Origin of the sequence: Streptomyces sp. NPDC058326, assembly GCF_042879855.1 — a bacterium.
In the GTDB taxonomy this organism is placed as follows: Bacteria; Actinomycetota; Actinomycetes; order Streptomycetales; family Streptomycetaceae; genus Streptomyces.
This window is the reverse complement of the sequence record NZ_JBHVZO010000001.1, coordinates 320,885-338,002: the sequence shown is the minus strand read 5'-3', so window position 1 is coordinate 338,002 and position 17,118 is coordinate 320,885. Positions and strand designations below refer to the sequence as shown.

13 protein-coding genes are annotated in these 17,118 nt (G+C 73.6%); 8 read left to right on the top strand and 5 right to left on the bottom strand.

Translation table 11 applies throughout. The annotated features are described in order from the left end of the window. Positions 1–2 precede the first annotated feature (2 nt). Both ACFVYX_RS01455 and ACFVYX_RS01450 read right to left on the bottom strand, forming a co-directional pair. Entirely contained in the window at positions 3–1,217 is a 1,215-nt protein-coding gene (locus ACFVYX_RS01455; protein ID WP_389679227.1) for an ROK family protein, read from the bottom strand. 207 nt (positions 1,218–1,424) lie between these two features. After that, on the bottom strand, positions 1,425–2,519 hold the full coding sequence (locus ACFVYX_RS01450; RefSeq protein WP_389679493.1) for a mechanosensitive ion channel family protein: 1,095 nt from the start codon (positions 2,517–2,519) through the stop codon (positions 1,425–1,427). Between the two features lie 222 nt (positions 2,520–2,741). On the opposite strand from ACFVYX_RS01450, the gene ACFVYX_RS01445 reads away from it, so the two are divergent. After that, positions 2,742–3,305, top strand: a complete 564-nt coding sequence (locus tag ACFVYX_RS01445; protein ID WP_389679226.1) for an HNH endonuclease — start codon at positions 2,742–2,744, stop codon at positions 3,303–3,305. A gap of 75 nt (positions 3,306–3,380) precedes the next feature. On the opposite strand, the gene ACFVYX_RS01440 is transcribed toward ACFVYX_RS01445, so the two are convergent. Continuing rightward, positions 3,381–6,557, bottom strand: coding sequence for a beta-N-acetylglucosaminidase domain-containing protein (locus tag ACFVYX_RS01440; protein ID WP_389679225.1), 3,177 nt, complete (start codon positions 6,555–6,557; stop codon positions 3,381–3,383). 236 nt (positions 6,558–6,793) lie between these two features. Between ACFVYX_RS01440 and ACFVYX_RS01435 the strand changes: the two genes are divergently transcribed. The 3 genes from ACFVYX_RS01435 to ACFVYX_RS01425 are packed head-to-tail and all read left to right on the top strand — an operon-like array spanning position 6,794 to position 9,364. Further along, positions 6,794–6,994, top strand: coding sequence for a hypothetical protein (locus tag ACFVYX_RS01435; RefSeq protein WP_389679224.1), 201 nt, complete (start codon positions 6,794–6,796; stop codon positions 6,992–6,994). A 1-nt stretch (position 6,995) separates the two neighbouring features. Continuing rightward, positions 6,996–9,077, top strand: a complete 2,082-nt coding sequence (gene malQ / locus ACFVYX_RS01430; RefSeq protein WP_389679223.1) for a 4-alpha-glucanotransferase — start codon at positions 6,996–6,998, stop codon at positions 9,075–9,077. A 59-nt stretch (positions 9,078–9,136) separates the two neighbouring features. Further along, the gene (locus ACFVYX_RS01425; protein ID WP_384100669.1) at positions 9,137–9,364 is read left to right on the top strand and encodes a hypothetical protein; all 228 of its coding nucleotides are present in this window, start codon (positions 9,137–9,139) and stop codon (positions 9,362–9,364) included. A gap of 76 nt (positions 9,365–9,440) precedes the next feature. Here the strand turns inward: ACFVYX_RS01425 and ACFVYX_RS01420 are convergent, their stop codons facing one another. After that, a complete protein-coding gene (locus ACFVYX_RS01420) occupies positions 9,441–9,947 on the bottom strand; it encodes a MarR family winged helix-turn-helix transcriptional regulator (RefSeq protein ID WP_389679222.1) in 507 nt (168 codons plus the stop codon). A gap of 132 nt (positions 9,948–10,079) precedes the next feature. Here ACFVYX_RS01420 and ACFVYX_RS01415 point away from each other — a divergent pair, with 132 nt between their 5' ends. From ACFVYX_RS01415 to alc, 4 genes are read left to right on the top strand one after another with little or no spacing between them, the layout of a single operon-like run. Beyond that, positions 10,080–11,033: an EamA family transporter gene (locus ACFVYX_RS01415; protein ID WP_389679221.1), complete on the top strand. Its 954-nt coding sequence runs from the start codon at positions 10,080–10,082 to the stop codon at positions 11,031–11,033. A gap of 5 nt (positions 11,034–11,038) precedes the next feature. After that, the gene (locus ACFVYX_RS01410) at positions 11,039–12,037 is read left to right on the top strand and encodes a DMT family transporter (protein WP_389679220.1); all 999 of its coding nucleotides are present in this window, start codon (positions 11,039–11,041) and stop codon (positions 12,035–12,037) included. A gap of 10 nt (positions 12,038–12,047) precedes the next feature. Next, a complete protein-coding gene (locus ACFVYX_RS01405) occupies positions 12,048–12,974 on the top strand; it encodes a LysR family transcriptional regulator (RefSeq protein ID WP_389679219.1) in 927 nt (308 codons plus the stop codon). Between the two features lie 59 nt (positions 12,975–13,033). Continuing rightward, positions 13,034–14,176: an allantoicase gene (gene alc, locus ACFVYX_RS01400; RefSeq protein WP_389679218.1), complete on the top strand. Its 1,143-nt coding sequence runs from the start codon at positions 13,034–13,036 to the stop codon at positions 14,174–14,176. 125 nt (positions 14,177–14,301) lie between these two features. On the opposite strand, the gene pepN is transcribed toward alc, so the two are convergent. Further along, complete coding sequence (gene pepN / locus ACFVYX_RS01395; RefSeq protein WP_389679217.1) at positions 14,302–16,881, bottom strand: aminopeptidase N; 2,580 nt, start codon at positions 16,879–16,881, stop codon at positions 14,302–14,304. Positions 16,882–17,118 lie beyond the last annotated feature (237 nt).

Here is a 17,118-nt window from a genome sequence, read left to right as displayed (position 1 = left end):
GGTCAGCGTGAGGTGTCGAAGACCTCGTCGCGCGTGGTGGCGAGGGCGCTTTCGAGGGCGCCGCGCAGGACGGGCCGCACGGGGACGGCGGCGAGGACGAGCCGGGGCCGGGAGGCGGCGAGGTCGGCGAGTTCGGACTGCACGCGCGCGCGCAGGGGTTCGCCGCCGGAGACGAGGGCGTCTCCCGACAGCACGATCAGTTCGGGGTCGAGGACGGCGACGATCGAGGAGAGCCCGATGGCGAGGCGCTCGGCGTACCGGTCGAGCAGTTCCGCGTACCGGGGGTCCTCGCCGTGCGCCTCGGCGGCGTGGGCGAGCAGCCGGGACGCGACGGGGACGTACGGCTGCTCGGGGGTCTCGATCCCGGCGGCGCGGGCGATCCGGGGCACGGACTGGACGCCCGCGAGTTCCTGGAAGCCGCCGGAGTTGGCCTTGGTGACCTGCCGTACGAGCGGGGTGCCGGGGACGGGCAGGAAGCCGACCTCGCCGGCGCCGCCGGTGAAGCCGCGGTGCAGCCGGCCGCCGAGGACGAGAGCGGCGCCCATGCCCGCCTCGTTCCACAGGAGCACGAAGTCCGCGTGGCCGCGGGCGGCGCCGACCCGCTGCTCGGCGACGGCGACCAGGTTGACGTCGTTCTCGTACTCGAACGGCATGGGCAGGGCGGCGGCCAGCTCCTCCAGGAGCGTGGGGGAGTGCCAGCCGGGCAGATGGGAGGCGTACCGCAGGCGCCCGGTGGCCGGGTCGAAGGCGCCGGGGGTGCCGATGACCAGGCGCCGGACGTCCTCGCGGGTGATGCCGGCCGCCTTGACGGCCCCGTCGAGGGCGTCGGTGACCTGGCGGACGACGCCGGAGGCCCCGCGGCCGGGGGTGCGGAGCTCGTACTCGCCGACGATCCCGCCCGTGACGTCGGCGACGGCGGCGTGGATGCGGTACTGGTTGACGTCGAGCCCGGCGGCGTACGCGGCCCGCGCGTTGACCGCGTAGAGCTGGGCGTTGGGTCCCGGCCGGCCTTCGGTGGTGCCGGTGGCGACGACGAGACCCGCCGCTTCGAGGCGGGCGAGCAGCTGGGAGGCGGTCGGCTTGGACAGGCCGGTGAGCTTGCCGATCCGGGTGCGGGAGAGCGGCCCGTGCTCCAGGAGCAGGTCCAGGGCGGCCCGGTCGTTCATGGCGCGCAGCACGCGCGGTGTACCGGGGGTTCCCGGGGTCGTACCGGCCATGGGTCGCACCTGCCCTTCCGCTCTGCTCGGGCCATTCTGCTGCCTCGCGGCCGGCCCGTTCTCCCACTGCACTGTTAGGAAAGTTTCCTATTCGATGGGAGGAAAATAAGGCGGCCGTCACGGAGCCGTCAATACCCGGGAACGCAGGACGCCCCCGAAGGCAACCGAAGCGTTACCTGCGGGGGCGCCGGGGCCGTGCGTTCCGCGCTACTTGGAGAGGTCGGACCTCGGCAGCGGGGTCGCCGCCGCCGACTGAGGCGAGGTCGCGGAGGCGAACGCCGAAGGGGCCGCCATGCCCGCGGTCGGATCGGTGGCCGACTCCTCGGCCTGCGCCGCGAGGCCGCCCACGATGCGGATGCCCGCCTCGTCCAGGCCCTTTTTGATGCGCCAGCGCAGCTCGCGCTCCACACCCAGCGCCTTGCCCGGCATGGTCTTCGCGGAGACCCGGACCGTCATCGAGTCCAGGAGCACCTCGCTCAGACCGAGCACCTCCACCGGACCCCAGAGGCGCTCGTTCCACGGCTCCTCCTTCGCCATGGCCTCCGCCGCCCCGGTGATCACGGACCGCACCTGGTCCAGGTCCTCCGTCGGCCGGACCGTCACGTCGACACCCGCCGTCGCCCAGCCCTGGCTGAGGTTCCCTATCCGCTTGATCTCGCCGTTCCGCACGTACCAGATCTCGCCGTCCACCCCGCGCAGCTTGGTCACCCGCAGGCCCACCTCGACGACCTCGCCGGAGGCCACGCCCGCGTCGACCGAGTCACCGACGCCGTACTGGTCCTCAAGGATCATGAAGACGCCCGAAAGGAAGTCCGTCACGAGGTTCCGGGCACCGAAGCCGATCGCCACACCGGCCACACCGGCCGAGGCGAGCAGCGGCGCGAGATCGATCTTGAACGCGCCCAGGATCATCAGTCCCGCCGTTCCCAGGATCAGGAACGACGCCACCGAACGCAGCACCGAGCCGATCGCCTCGGAGCGCTGCCGGCGCCGCTCGGTGTTGACGAGGAGACCGCCCAGGGCCGTCCCCTCCACCGCCTGTGCCGAACGGTTCATCCGCTCGATCAGCTTCGTCAGGGCACGGCGGACGGCCATTCGGAGCAGCAGCGCGACGACCAGGATCAGCAGGATGCGCAAGCCCGTGTTCAGCCAGGTGGACCAGTTCTCCTCCACCCAGCTCGCCGCGTTCGTCGCCTTCTCGGCCGCCTCGTCCAGGGTCACCGGAAGGGGTTCGGGCTCTGTGGCAGCCGCCAGGGCAAACCAGGACACGGAAGACCTCCAGGCATCGCGTACGCAGGCCATCCACAGTAACGGGGTGCCGGGCATGGTCCCGTAGTCCTGTTCGAGGGAGAGACCGACCTCACCAGGGCAGAAAGAGAACAGACATGCCGATGTGGTCGAGAACACGCCGGGCCCGTCACCCCGATTCCCGAACGTGGTGGCGTTCCGACCAGGCATGAGGGGAAACTGAGAGCAGTTCGTCCCGGCGCGAGCCACGCGCCGCCGGCGTCATAGGAGGCATCCGTGCCGCATGTCCTGGTCCTCAACGCGTCGTACGAGCCGCTAGGCGTCGTACCGCTCCGCCGCGCACTCGTCCTCGTCCTGGAGAACAAGGCTCTCTGCCTCGAGGAATCCGGCGCCTTCCTGCACAGCGAGACCCAAGTCCTGCCCGCGCCCAGCGTGGTGCGACTGAAGCGCTTCGTGCGGGTCCCCTACCGGGGGCCCGTTCCCTTGACCCGCAGGGCGCTCTTCGCCCGCGACGGCGGGCGCTGCATGTACTGCGGGGCCGTCGCGACCAGCGTCGACCACGTCGTCCCCCGCAGCCGCGGGGGCACGCACGCCTGGGAGAACGTGGTGGCGGCCTGCCGCCGCTGCAACCACGTCAAGGCCGACCGGCACCTGCGCGAGATCGGCTGGCGGCTGCGCCACCAACCGGCCCCGCCGACCGGCCTGGCCTGGCGGATCATCGGGACCGGACACCGGGACCCCCGCTGGCTGCCGTACCTCGAGCCGTACGGCGCAGAGGACGTGATGGCCCGGATCGACTCCGTCGCCGACGCCCCCGTGAGGGCGCTGACGACGGGTTGAGCCGGGCCTTTCGCGTACGAGGGGGCGCCGCCGCGGGCGGCATCCGGCGTACGCGGGACCGGGAGCGGCGCACCGTCAGGGGGTGGGCTGCTCCTCCGGCGTGCTCCCGGCCGGTGTCCCCGGCTCCTGAGGCGTGTCCCCGGTCGGCGTCCCGGGCGTGTCCTCCGTCGGTGTCCCCGGCTTCTCCGGCGTGCCGGGCGTGTCTCCGTCCCGCGTCCCCGGCTTCTCCGGTGTGTCCTGCGGGGCCACCGCGTACGACTCCACCGACCAGAGCGAGTAGCCGTACGGAGTCGCCCGCGACTCGCCCTGCACGCGCAGGAAGCGCGTGCCGGCCGCGTCCATCCGGACCGACTCCCGGCCGCCCTTTCCGTGCGCGACCGTCGCCGCCGTCCGCCAGACGCGCCCGTCGGCCGACACCTGGACCCGGTAGCGGGAGGCGTAGGCGTCCTGCCAGTGCAGCACCACCTGCCCTATCCGGGCCGGCTCGGACAGCTCCATCTGCCACCAGGCACCGTCCTCCGCCGGGGACGACCAGCGGGTCGCCGGATCGCCGTCCACCGCAGAGGCCGCGGGGAAGTCCGCCGTCTCGTCGCCCGAGGACGAGGCCGTCGCCGTCCGCGCCAGATCGGGGCCCGCCGTCCGCGGGAAGGCCCGCACCGTCAGGACCCGCTCCTCGCCCGCGAAGGACACCGGCACCCGGTACGCGCCCGCGGGAGCGTCCGCCGCCACCGACACCTCCAGGGGGACGGTCGTCCGCGCTCCGCGCTCCACCACCGCCTGCTCCGGCAGCCGGACCGTGATCCCCTTCGGGGCCCTCGCCGTCACCGGCCCGCGCACCTCCCCCGCGCGCCGGCCCGACAGCTCCACGTCCACCCGCTGGGCCGGGCCGCCGATCTCCGCGTCCGTCTCCGTACGGGCCAGGTCGAGCCCCGCCCGCGGACCGTCCGCGAACCACGGCACCAGAGACCGCACCTCGGGGGCCGGTCCCTCCTCGCTCCACACCACCCGCAGCGCCTCGGCACGCAGCCCCTTGAGCGCGGCCTGCGTCCACCCGGACGCCGACAGCGGGCCGAGCGACCGCCACCCCTCGCCCGGGACGTACGCCTCCACGCGCGCGTCGCCGCCTTCGCCGTTCCCCGGCTCGGTCATCACCGTCAGGGTTTCCAGCGGCCGCGCCCGGTCGAGCCGCACGGTGTACGAGCCGGTGGCGCGGTCGACGGGGGCCGCCGGGGGCCGGTCGGCGCCCGTCCAGGCCGCCGCCCGGTCCACCGCGCGCGTGAGGAACGGGTCGAGCACCCCCGCGCCGACCGTCACCGGGCTCGCCTTCAGCTCCTCGCGCAGCGCTTCGAGACGCAGCTGCGCCTTCCAGGCGGCCGCGCCGTCACCGGCTGCCTGGGCGAGCAGCATGCCGACGGCCGTCTCGCCCGCCTCCCCGTACCGGGAGAGCTGTTCGAGCCAGGGGCCGGTCTCGTCGTCGAGGGTGCCGCCCGCGGTGCCCGCGAGCCGCTCGGGGGCCTCGCGCATCACGGTGAACGCGGCCCGCAGCTCACGCGCCGCCTTCTCACGGCCCGCACCGCCGCCGCTCGTGAGGGAGGCCCAGAAGGCCGCGAGGAGCGGCTTCAGATAGGCCGACTCGCCCGCCGGGTCGAGGACCGAGGAGGCGCCGTTCCCGGCGAGCGCGCGCAGCGCCTCGCGGGCGGCGGGATCCGGTCCCGCCAGGTCGTCGACGGCCGCCCGCCAGGACTCCTGGGGCCGGTAGCCGCGCGGGTTCCAGGCGTAGTCGGCGGTGGTGAAGAGCGGGACGCGGGAGGCCGCGGGCTGCTCCATGGCGTGGGCGAGGAAAGCGGCGGAGCCGGCCGCCACGCCCGGCTCCCGGCCCGTGGCGGGACCGAGGAACAGCCGGTCCTGCGCGTAGTCGTTGACCGGGTAGTTGTCCATCGTGACGAGCGGGTGGCGCAGGGCGCCGCGCGCCCCGGCCAGTTCGCCGCCGGTGATCGTGCGCGGCACCACGCCGACCCCGGTCCACGCCACCCGCACGTCCGCGTCGAGCGTCTCGGCCAGCTTCGTGCGGTACGCGGTCGCGCCGTCCTGGTAGTACTCCGTCGGCATCACCGTCAGCGGCTCGGCGTCCGGGTGCCGCGCGGCGAGGTGACGGGCGAGCGCGTTCGCCACGCGCGCGTGGGCGGCGGCCGCGGACTCGGGGCCGCGCCCGAAGGCCTCGGCGTCCCGGTCGCAGTGCCACTCGTCGTACGAGGCGTCCTGGAACTGGAGCTGGAAGGCACGCACCCCCAGCGCCCACATCGCGTCGATCTTCCCGGTGAGCGCCGCCATGTCACCGGCCGAGGACAGGCACATGGACTGGGCGGGCGCGACGGCCCAGCCAAGGGTCACATGGCGGGCGCGGGCCCGCTCGGCGAGCGCGCGGAACTCGGCCTGCCGCGCGGCCGGGTAGGGCTCTCGCCACTGCGCCCCGCGGTACGGGTCGTCGCCGGGCGCGTACAGATAGCGGTTCTGCTTGGTCCTGCCGAGGAAGTCGATCTGGGCGAGCCGCTGTTCGGCGGTCCAGGGGCGGCCGTAGAAGCCCTCGGTGATGCCGCGTTCGGCCGTGCCGGGCCAGTCGCGCACGACGACGCCGGGGATCCGTCCGTCGCCTCCGACGAGCTGACGCAGCGTCTGCACGGCGTGGAACAGGCCGTCCTCGCCCACTCCGTCCAGGGCGACCGTGTCGCGCTCCTGGAAGCGGCCCGTGGCGAGCCGGTAGCCGCCGCGCGGCAGATCGAGACGGTCGGCCACGCCCTGGGCGGTCAGCGCCTCCCCTGCGGCCTCGCCCGAGGGGCCCGAGGCGCGGACGACGGGCCCGCGGCCCGGGAGCCCGGTGTGGACGGTCCGTACCCCGGCGGTCCGCAGCAGCTCACGGAGGGCGGCCAGGGCGTACGGGTCGGCGTCCTCGTCCGCGACCAGCGTCACCTCGTCCCCGAGGCGTACGGAGGGCCCGGCGGCGGCCAGGGACTGCGGCCGGGGCCAGACGGCGGGAAGCGGGCTTCCGGGGGCGGCGGGAGCGGAGGGCGAGGCGGCCGGTGCGGCCGGTGCGGTCACGGGCGGGGGCGGCGCCGTCGGAGCGAGGGGCAGCGCGGGAAGGCGAGCCGCCGTCGGGGCCGCGAGGGCCGAACCCGGCACCACGCCGCCGAGGAGGCCGCCGATGACGGCGGCGGCCACGGCCGTCGCGGTGCGCTTCCTGCGCCCGAGGTGCACGGGGTCTCCCTTCGGCAGGGCCGGCCGCTCCGCCGGTGGGTCACGAGTGGGTCACGAGCCCACCACCCGTCGCACTGAGGTGTCAATGCGCGTGGCCGATGTGTCGCCTTTGCCCGGCGAGCCGTCGGCGAGGTGACGTCACTCCGCCACTTTCCGCCGGTAAAACGTGGTGCGGTGGGTAGGGCTCAGTCGCTACCCCTGGTCCCACCAGTCGAGACGAAACCCGGGAGACCCCCGTGACCACGACCGCCCGCCACCTCGGACGGATACGGATGCCGGAGCAGCCGGCCCGCTCCGGCGAACCGCTGACCAGCGAACCGCCGCTCCCCGACGCCGCTCCCCTCACCAGCGAACCGCCCCTGACCGAGGCGGCCCCCCTCACCAGCGAACCCACCGCCCCCGGCAGCGCGGGCGGCACGGAGTCCCCCGGAGTGTGAAGTGACCCTGGCCCGTCTCGCCGCCCGTCACGGCGTCGCCACCGCCTACAGCCCCTCCGAAGGTGTCACCGTGCCCGTGCCGGAGGCGACCGTGGTGGCCGTCCTCGGCGCCCTCGGCGTCGACGCGGGCACCCCCGAAGCGGTCGCGGCCGCCCTCGGCGCGGCGGAACGGGCCGACCGGGAGCGCCTGTTGCCCCCGACACTCGTCCGGCGGCGGGGCGAGGAGCCGGCCCGCCCACCCGCGGGCCTGCCGCCCGGCACCCGGCTCCGGGTCACCACCGAGGACGGTGCCGTCGTCACCGGCCCGGACTGGGAGCGGCTGCCCCTCGGCGTTCATACCGTGGAGGCCGAGGCCCCCGACGGGCGCACGGCCACCAGCACCCTGATCGTGAGCCCCGCGCGCGTGCCCGGCCCCGGGCGGCGCTCGTACGGCCTCCTTGTCCAGCTCTACTCGCTGCTCTCCCAGCGCTCCTGGGGCATGGGCGACCTCGGCGACCTGCGGGAACTCGCCACCTGGGCGGGCCGCACGCACGGCGCCGGTTTCGTCCAGGTCAACCCGCTCCACGCGGGCGTGCCCGGAGCTCCCAGCGACCCGTCCCCGTACCGCCCCTCCTCGCGCCGCTTCCCGGACCCCGTCCATCTGCGGATCGAGGCGATCCCCGAGTACGCCCTGATCGGCCCCGAGCGCCGCGAGGAGCTCGACCGGATCCTCGCCGAGGCCGCCGAACTGCGCGAGCGGGTCCTCGGCAAGGGCGCGGTGATCGACAGGGACGCGGTCTGGGACGTCAAGCGCCGCGCCCTCGAGATCGTCGTCGAGAGCGTGGAGCTGGGTCCGGGGCGGCGCGCCGACTTCCACGCCTTCCTCGCCGCCCGTGGCCGCGCCCTGGAGGGCCACGCCACCTACCAGGCCCTCGCCGAGCGGCACGGCCACCACTGGCGCGACTGGCCCGAGGAGCTGCGCGATCCGCGCGCGGCCGAGACCGCCGTGTGCGACGACCCCGCCCTGGCCGCCCGGGTCGACTTCCACTGCCGGCTCGCCTGGCTGACGGACCGGCAGCTGGCCGACGCCGCCGCGGCCGCCCGCGAGGCCGGGATGGAGGTCGGGATCGTCCACGACCTGGCGGTCGGCGTCCACCCGGAGGGCTCGGACGCCTGGGCCCAGCAGGAGGCCTTCGCCGCCGGCATGTCGGTCGGCGCGCCGCCCGACGCCTTCAACTCCCGGGGCCAGGACTGGGGCCTGCCCCCCTGGCGCCCCGACGCCCTCGCCGCCGCGGGGTACGCGCCGTACCGGGGGCTCCTCCAGGAACTCCTGCGCCACGCGGGCGCGCTGCGCATCGACCATGTGATGGGCCTGTTCCGGCTCTGGTGGGTCCCCGAGGGCCGCGAGCCCACCGAGGGCACGTACGTCCGGTACGACGCCGAGGCGATGCTCGCGGTCCTCGTCCTCGAAGCCCATCGCGCGGGGGCTCTGGTGATCGGCGAGGACCTCGGCACGGTCGAGCCCGGCGTACGGGAGGAGCTGGCCGGGCGCGGGGTGTTCGGCACCTCCGTGCTCTGGTTCGAGCGGGACTGGGCGGGTACGGGGCGTCCGCTGCCGCGGGACGGGTGGCGCGCCGAGTGCGTGGCCACGGCCACCACCCACGACCTGCCGCCGACGGCCGCCAGGCTCTCCGGGGACCACGTCACGCTGCGGCACCGCCTCGGGCTGCTCTCCGGCGATCTGGAGCGCGAGCGGGCGGGGGACGCGGTGGAGACCGCCGAGTGGCTGGGCCTGTTCCAGCGGCTCGGGCTGCTTCCCGAGGGTCCGGGCGACGAGGAGGCCGAGATCAGGGCCGTCCACCGGTTCCTGCTCGGCACCCCGGCCCGCATGGTGGGGGTCTGGCTGCCGGACGCGGTGGGGGACCGCAGACCGCAGAACCTGCCGGGCACCTGGGACCAGTACCCCAACTGGCGGCTGCCGCTCGCGGGCCCGGACGGGCAGCCGCTCACCCTGGAGCAGCTGGCCGCCTCGCCCCGGGCGCACGCGCTGCTGCGCGAACTGCATGCCCGTACGGCGGCCCCGGACGGGGGGACGGGGGCCTGAGGCCCCCGTACGGCACCCCCGGGCGCGCGGCCCGTTTAGGTGTTCGCTACGTTTGCACCGTGGACAAGAAGAACGCTCTGCGCGCCGGCTCGCTCGCGGCCGGTACGACGCTGATGATGCTGCTCATGTCGTCCCCCGCGCTCGCGCTCACCCGCGACGACGGCGACGACCCGGCCCCCAAGCTGGAGGTCGTCGAGACCCTCGGCCTGTTCGTGGCCGCACCGCTGGTGCTGTTCCTGGTCATCGCCGGTCTGGTGATGGTGCTCGACAAGTCCAAGAAGGCCTGACCGCCTCCTCCTTCTTCGCCGAGGGCGCCGCACGGTACGACGTACCGCGCGGCGCCCTCGCGTGCGTCCACACCCTCTACGCGGTGGTCGCGAGGAGCTTGCGCAGCAGCCCGGCCAGCTGGTCCGCCTCCTCCTCGGTGAGCGCGGCCTCGAGGGCGGCCCGCTGCTCCGCGAGACCGGCCCCGACGGCCTGGTCCACCAGTTCCCTGCCGCGCTCGCTGAGGGTGACCCGCAGGCCGCGCCGGTCGTTCGGGTCGGGGCTGCGGGTGAGCAGCCCGGCCTTCTCCAGCTTGTCCAGCCGGCCGGTCATCCCGCCGGTGGTGATCATCAGCGTGGCGGTCAATTCGCGCGGTGAGAGCGTGTACGGCGCTCCGGACCTGCGCAGTGTCGCGAGCACGTCGAACTCCCCGAGCGCCATGCCGTAGGGCGCGTACGCCTTGTCCACCTTGCCGCGCATGGCGTTGGCGAGCCGGTAGATGCGCCCGAAGACCGCCATGGGGACGGTGTCCAGGTCCGGGCGGACGGCCGCCCACTGGTCGGTGATGGCGTCGACGGCGTCGTGTCCGGGGGTCTGCGTCTTCATGGCCTCAGTGTTCCCCTCTTTCCTCCTCGATGGCAACTAAGCCACTTGCAAGTAAGTAGCTTAGTGATAAGTTAATTACCGCCAAGCCAGTCCGGCTCCGCACCGGCACTTCACGCAAGGGGGGAACCTGTCATGTCCCGCAAGGCAGCCGTCGTCGCGCTCACCGCCCTCGCCCCGATCTCCTGGGGCTCCACCTACTTCGTCACCACGGAGTTCCTGCCGCCCGACCGGCCGCTCTTCACCGGCCTCATGCGCGCCCTGCCCGCCGGACTCCTGCTCCTCGCACTCACCCGCAAGCTCCCCCAGGGCGCCTGGTGGTGGAAGTTGGCCGTCCTCGGCGCGCTCAACATCGGCGCCTTCTTCCCGCTGCTCTTCCTCGCCGCCTACCGGCTCCCCGGCGGTGTCGCCGCCGTCGTCGGCTCCGTCGGCCCGCTCTTCGTCGTCGGCCTCGCCGCCCTCTTCCTGGGCGACAAGCCCACCGTGAAGTCCCTGCTCACCGCCGTCGCCGCCGCCTTCGGCGTCAGTCTCGTGGTCCTCAAGGCCGGGGCCGCGCTCGACCTCGTCGGAGTGATCGCGGGACTGCTCTCCGCCCTCTCCATGTCGGCGGGAGTCGTCTTCACCAAGCGCTGGGGGCGCCCCGAGGGTGTCGGAGCCCTCGCGCTCACCGGCTGGCAGCTCACCGCGGGCGGCCTGGTCATCCTGCCCGTCGCCTTCCTGATCGAGGGCGCCCCGCCCGCCCTGACCGGCACCCACCTGGCCGGCTACGCCTACCTCGCCTTCGGCAACACCGCGATCTCGTACTTCCTCTGGTTCCGCGGCATCGAGCGGCTCAGCGCCTCCTCGGCCACCCTCCTCGGCCCGCTCTCGCCGATCACCGCCGCGATCATCGGCTGGGCGGCGCTCGGCCAGGCGCTCGGCCCGGTGCAGCTGCTCGGCATGGTCATCGCCTTCGGCGCCACCCTGGTGGGGCAGCTGGGGCCGCGTACCCCGAAGGAGGCCGCTCCCCAGGCCGAAACGTTCAGTTCTGCTGAAGGAAGTGGTCAGGAAGTTTCGATGGACCTGGAGAGTTCGGCGGTGCGACGGTAGGCGGCATGAGCCTGATCACCGCCCGTCATCCGACCGCCGCCACCGACACCATCGTCACCACTGGAACCGACACCACCGTCACCACCGCCACCGAGAGGCCGGCGCCCGCGAGGAAGCTCGCACGGGGCGCCGGCCTCGGCGTGCTCCTCGCCCTGCTCGCCACCGTCGTCTGGTCCGGCAGCTTCGTCGCCACCCGCGACATGGCCGACACCGTCCCGCCCGTCCAGGCCGTCTTCTGGCGCTGGATCATCGCGCTGATCGCCGTCGCGCCGTTCGCCGCCCGGCCCTTCCTGCGTCAATGGCGGACGATCCGCCGTCACCTCGGCTTCGTCGCCCTCGCCTCGCTCTTCGGCGTCGCCCTCTACAACACCCTCGTGCACCAGGCCGGACTGACCACCTCCGCCTCCAACATGGGCATGATCATGGCCGCCTCCCCGGTGATCATGACGGTCTACGCCCGGCTCGGCGGTGAACGCCTCGGTGCCCGGCGCGTCCTCGGGATGCTGACCGCCGCCCTCGGCGTGCTCCTGCTCGTCGGAAAGGGCTCGCTCGTCGTGGAGTTCACCACCGGCGACCTGTGGATGTTCGCCGCGGCCCTCTCCTTCGCCTCGTACAGCGCCCTGCTCAAGCGCAAGCCCGCCGAGATCGACGGACTCGCCTTCCTCTTCACCACCTTCCTGCTCGGCGCCCTGATGCTCGCCCCCGCGTACGCCGTGTCCCTCGCCGTCCAGGGCGGGTTCACCGTCGGTGCCGCCTCCGTGGGCCCCCTCCTCTACGTCGGCGTCTTCTCCTCCGCCGTCGCCTTCTTCGCCTGGAACAAGGCCATCGCCCTCATCGGCGCGGCCCGCGCGGGCGTCGTCTACTACCTCCAGCCCGTCTGCGTCGCCCTCCTGTCGTACGCGATGCTCGGCGAACGGCTCGGCCTGCTCGGGGGCGCGTGCATGGCGCTCATCCTCGGCGGAGTGGCCCTTGCCTCCGCCACCGGCGTCCGGAAGGCCGGATAGGTTGCGCCCCATGACCGAGTGGGACATCAAGAAGCTCCAGATCCTCCGCACCCTCCGCGACCGCGGCACCGTCACCGCCACCGCCGAGGCCCTGCTCATGACCCCCTCGGCCGTGTCGCAGCAGCTCACCAACCTCGCCAGGCAGCTCGGCGTACGGCTCCTCGAGGCCCAGGGCCGCCGGGTCCGGCTCACCGACGCCGCCCATCTGGTGCTGCGGCACGCGGAGGTGGTCTTCGCGCAGCTGGAGCGTGCCGACGCCGAGCTCGTCGGCTATCTGCGCGGCGAGGCAGGACAGGTGCGGGTGGCGGCCTTCTCGACGTCCGTGCCCGCACTCGTCGTGCCCGCCGTACGGCAGTTGCGGACCGCGCACCCCGGGCTCGACGTCCGCGTCCGGGAGGCCGAGGCGGCGGAGGCGTACGAGCTGCTCTCGGCCGGCGAGGTCGACCTGGCGCTCTCCCTCGCCGCCCACGCGCCCTCGGTGCGCGACCCCAAGTTCAGCCGGGTGCCGCTGCTCGCCGATCCGCTCGACGTCGCCCTGCCCGCCGGACACCCGTGCGCCGACGCCCCCGGCCTGCGGCTCGCTGACCTGGCGGCCGAGCCGTGGATCTTCGGGGGGTCGGGGCCCTGGTCCGAGATCACCACCGCCGCCTGCGAGGCGGCCGGTTTCGTGCCCGAGCAGGCCCACAGCGCTTCCGGCTGGACCGCGATCCTCGCCATGGTCGAGGCCGGGATGGGCATCGCCCTGGTGCCCCGGATGGCCTCGGCGGAACGCCGGGGCGGCACCGGCGTCGTCATGCGCGTCCTCTCCGCCGACCAGCCGCGCCGGCACGTCGTCGCGGCGGTACGGCGCGGCGCGGAGGAGGGTCCGGCGGTGGCCCGGGTCCTCGCCGCGCTCCGACAGGCGGCCACCGCCCGCGAGACCGTTCAGCAGAACTGAACATATCCGTCGAAAACATTCGATGGACCGCGGGGGCGGGCGCACGGGAGAGTCGAGCCATGAGCAGCTTCGACACGAACGACGCGAACGACGGGAACACCGACCCGCACGCCAACGACGCCGCCCCCTACTCCGGCGGCGACCCGTACGCCGACTACCGCACCGGTGACTTCCCCTTCACCGAGCTCGTCGACCTCGCCGACCGCCGCCTGGGCGCAGGAGTCGTCGCCGCCAACGACGAGTTCTTCGCCGAGCGGGAGAACCTCCTCGTCCGCGAGCGGGCCGTCTTCGACCCCGAGCACTTCGGACACAAGGGCAAGATCATGGACGGCTGGGAGACCCGCCGCCGCCGTGGCGCCGACGCCGCGAACGTCTTCCCCGCCCCCGAGGACCACGACTGGGCGATCGTCCGGCTCGGCGCCCCCGGTGTCATCCGGGGGATCGTCGTCGACACCGCCCATTTCCGGGGCAACTACCCGCAGCGCGTCAGCATCCAGGCCACCTCCGTGGAGGGCTCGCCCAGCCCCGAGGAGCTGCTCGAAGCGAAGTGGGAGGAGCTCGTCCCGCCGACCCCCGTCCGCGGCCACGCCGCCAACGGCTTCACGATCGGCGCCGAGCGCCGCTTCACCCACCTCCGGCTCTGCCAGCACCCCGACGGCGGCATCGCCCGCCTCCGCGTCCACGGCGAGGTGGTGCCCGACCCCGAGTGGCTGGAGCTGCTCGGCACCCTCGACCTGATCTCCGTACTCAACGGCGGTTCGTACGAGGACGCCTCGGACAGGTTCTACTCCTCGCCCACCCAGATCATCCTGCCCGGCACCTCCCGCAAGATGGACGACGGCTGGGAGAACCGCCGCCGCCGGGTCCGCGGCACCAACGACTGGGTGCGCTTCCGGCTCGCCGCGCAGGGCGCCGTCCGCGCCGTCGAGATCGACACCGCCTACCTCAAGGGCAACTCGGCCGGCTGGATCGCCCTCCAGGGCCGCAACGGCGAGTCGGGCGAGTGGTTCGAGATCATCCCCCGGACCAGGCTCCAGCCCGACACCCTCCACCGCTTCAAGCTGCCCGCCCGGGCCGTCGTCACCCACGTCCGCCTCGACGCCTTCCCCGACGGCGGCGTCGCCCGGATGCGGCTGCACGGCACCCTCACGGAGCAGGGCGCGGCCGACCTGCGCGCCCGGTTCGCGGCCCTCGGCGGCTGATACCCCAGGACCTCCGCCCGGCGGCAGCGGCAGCGCGCCGACGCCCGCCCGCCGGGCGGACACCACACGTGAGAAGGGGCGCCCCCCGGGGGAGGGCGCCCCTTCTCCGCACCGGATCAGCGGTGTCAGACCGCCGCGGCCGCGTCCGCAGCCCGCGCCCGGAGCGCGCGCTCGACACCCGCGCGGCACTCCGTCACCAGACGCCGCAGCGCCGGGGCCGGGTCGTGCTCGGCGATCCACCCGTCCGTCGCGTCGAGCGTCTCCTGCGAGACCTGGAGCGTCGGGTAGAGGCCGACCACGATCTGCTGGATCATCTCGTGGCTGCGGGTCTCGGAGACGCCCTTGATCGACGCGAAGTACTTCGCCGTGTACGGGGCGAGCAGCTCACGCTGGTCGGACTGGACGAAGCCGCCGATGACGGCCTCCTGCACGGCGTTCGCCAGCTTGTCGTCCTCGACGACCGAGGCCCAGGCCTCGGCCTTCGCGGCCTCGGTCGGACGGGCCGCGCGCGCCGTCGCCGCGTGCCGCTCGCCCGCCGCGGTGCGGTCGCGCTCCAGCTCGCCGGCGATCTCCGTCTCGTCGTAGACACCGGTCGCCGCGAGCCGCTGGACGAACGCCCAGCGCAGCTCGGTGTCGACGGCCAGGCCCTCGACCGACTCGCGGCCCTCGAGGAGCGCGGCGAGCAGGTCGAGCTGCTGCGGCGTGCGGGCGGTCGCGGCGAAGGCACGCGCCCACGCCAGCTGGTGGTCGCTGCCCGGCTCGGCCGCCTGGAGGTGCGCGAGCGTCGCCTCGGTCCAGCGGGTCAGCCCGGCCTCCCGCCACTCCGGCGCCGCGTACAGGTCGAGGGCGGCCTTGACCTGGCCCTGGAGCGACTGGACCACGCCGATGTCGGACTCCTTCGCGATACCGGAGAGCACCAGCTCCAGGTAGTCGCGGGTGGCCAGCTCACCGTCGCGGGTCATGTCCCAGGCCGAGGCCCAGCACAGGGCGCGCGGCAGCGACTCGGCGAAGTCGCCGAGGTGCGCGGTGACGTTCCGCAGGGACACGTCGTCGAGGCGGACCTTGGCGTACGACAGGTCGTCGTCGTTGAGGAGGACGACCGCCGGGCGGGTCTTGCCCGCGAGCTGCGGTACGGCGGTCAGACCGGCGGCCTCGATGTCGAGTTCGAGACGCTCGGTGCGGACCAGCTTGCCGGTCTCGTTCAGCTCGTAGAAGCCGATCGCGATCCGGTGCGGGCGCAGGACGGCCTCGCCCTTGGCTCCGGTGGGCAGCGCGGGCGCCTCCTGCCGGACGGCGAAGGAGGTGATGGAACCGTTCTCGTCGGTCTCGATCTCCGGCCGGAGGATGTTGATGCCGGCCGTCTCCAGCCATGCCTTCGACCAGGTTTTGAGGTCGCGCCCGGAGGTCTCCTCAAGGGCGCCGAGCAGGTCGGAGAGGCGCGTGTTGCCGAAGGCGTGCGCCTGGAAGTAGGCCTGCACGCCCTTGAAGAACTCGTCCTGGCCGACGTAGGCGACGAGCTGCTTGAGCACCGACGCGCCCTTGGCGTACGTGATCCCGTCGAAGTTGACGAGCACGTCCTCCAGGTCGTTGATCTCGGCCATGATCGGGTGCGTCGACGGCAGCTGGTCCTGGCGGTAGGCCCAGGTCTTCTCCGCGTTCGCGAAGGTCGTCCAGGCGTTCGGCCAGCGGGTGCCCGCCACCGAGGCCTGGCAGGCGACGGAGGTGTAGGTGGCGAACGACTCGTTCAGCCACAGGTCGTTCCACCACTCCATCGTGACGAGGTCGCCGAACCACATGTGCGCGAGCTCGTGGAGGATGGTCTCGGCGCGCCGCTCGTACGCCGCGTCCGTCACCTTCGAGCGGAAGACGTACTGGTCGCGAATGGTGACCGCGCCCGCGTTCTCCATCGCGCCCGCGTTGAACTCCGGCACGAAGAGCTGGTCGTACTTCGCGAACGGGTAGTCGTACGCGAACTTCTCCTGGAACCAGCCGAAGCCCTGCCGCGTGACGTCGAAGATGTGGTCCGCGTCGAGGAACTCGGCGAGCGACGGACGGCAGTAGATGCCCAGCGGGACCGTCTGCCCGTCCTTCTCGTACGTCGAGTGCACCGAGTGGTACGGGCCGACGATCAGCGCGGTGATGTACGTGGAGATGCGGGGCGTCGGCTCGAACACCCAGACGTCGTCCTTCGGCGTCTCCGGCGTGGGCGAGTTGGAGATGACCTTCCACCCGCTCGGCGCCTTCACGGTGAACTGGAAGGTCGCCTTCAGGTCGGGCTGCTCGAACGAGGCGAAGACCCGGCGCGCGTCCGGGACCTCGAACTGCGTGTACAGATAGGCCTGGTCGTCGACCGGGTCGACGAAGCGGTGCAGACCCTCACCGGTGTTGGTGTACGCGCAGTCGGCGACGACCTTCAGCTCGTTGCGGCCGCCCGCGAGATGCTTCAGCGTGATCCGCGAGTCACGGAAGACGGCGGCGACGTCCAGCGCGTGGCCGTTCAGGACGACCTCGTGGACGGCGGGCGCGACGAGGTCGATGAAGGTCGAGGCACCGGCCTCGGCGGAATCGAAGCGGACGGTGGTGACGGACCGGTAGGTGCCGCCCTCCTGCGCACCGGAGAGGTCGAGTTCGACCTCGTACGCGTCCACGGTCAGCAGCGCCGCCCGCGCTTCCGCCTCTTCACGGGTCAGGTTCGTGCCAGGCACCCGGTCAACTCCTCGGTTTCGTGACGTTTGGCCCATCCTTCCACGGGGCGTGCCGGCGGCGCACTGCGCATTTCCCAGGGCGAACAGCGGAGGGGCGGCCGTCCCCCCCCCCCGCCCGCCCCCCCGGGGGGGGCGCCCCGGCCCGCCCCCCCGCGGGTCCCCCGCCGCGGCCGGGGGGGGGGGCGCCGCCGAGTAGACCCCCCGGGGGGGGGGCGCGGGGTGAGCTGGGGGGGGCCG

Excerpts from the sequence above, each read along its gene's own strand:
- ACFVYX_RS01455 (WP_389679227.1), bottom strand. The coding sequence starts at position 1,217 with ATGGCCGGTACGACCCCGGGAACCCCCGGTACACCGCGCGTGCTGCGC.
- ACFVYX_RS01450 (WP_389679493.1), bottom strand. The coding sequence starts at position 2,519 with ATGGCCTGCGTACGCGATGCCTGGAGGTCTTCCGTGTCCTGGTTTGCC.
- ACFVYX_RS01420 (WP_389679222.1), bottom strand. The coding sequence starts at position 9,947 with ATGAAGACGCAGACCCCCGGACACGACGCCGTCGACGCCATCACCGAC.
- ACFVYX_RS01415 (WP_389679221.1), top strand. The coding sequence starts at position 10,080 with ATGTCCCGCAAGGCAGCCGTCGTCGCGCTCACCGCCCTCGCCCCGATC.
- ACFVYX_RS01410 (WP_389679220.1), top strand. The coding sequence starts at position 11,039 with ATGAGCCTGATCACCGCCCGTCATCCGACCGCCGCCACCGACACCATC.
- ACFVYX_RS01405 (WP_389679219.1), top strand. The coding sequence starts at position 12,048 with ATGACCGAGTGGGACATCAAGAAGCTCCAGATCCTCCGCACCCTCCGC.
- alc (WP_389679218.1), top strand. The coding sequence starts at position 13,034 with ATGAGCAGCTTCGACACGAACGACGCGAACGACGGGAACACCGACCCG.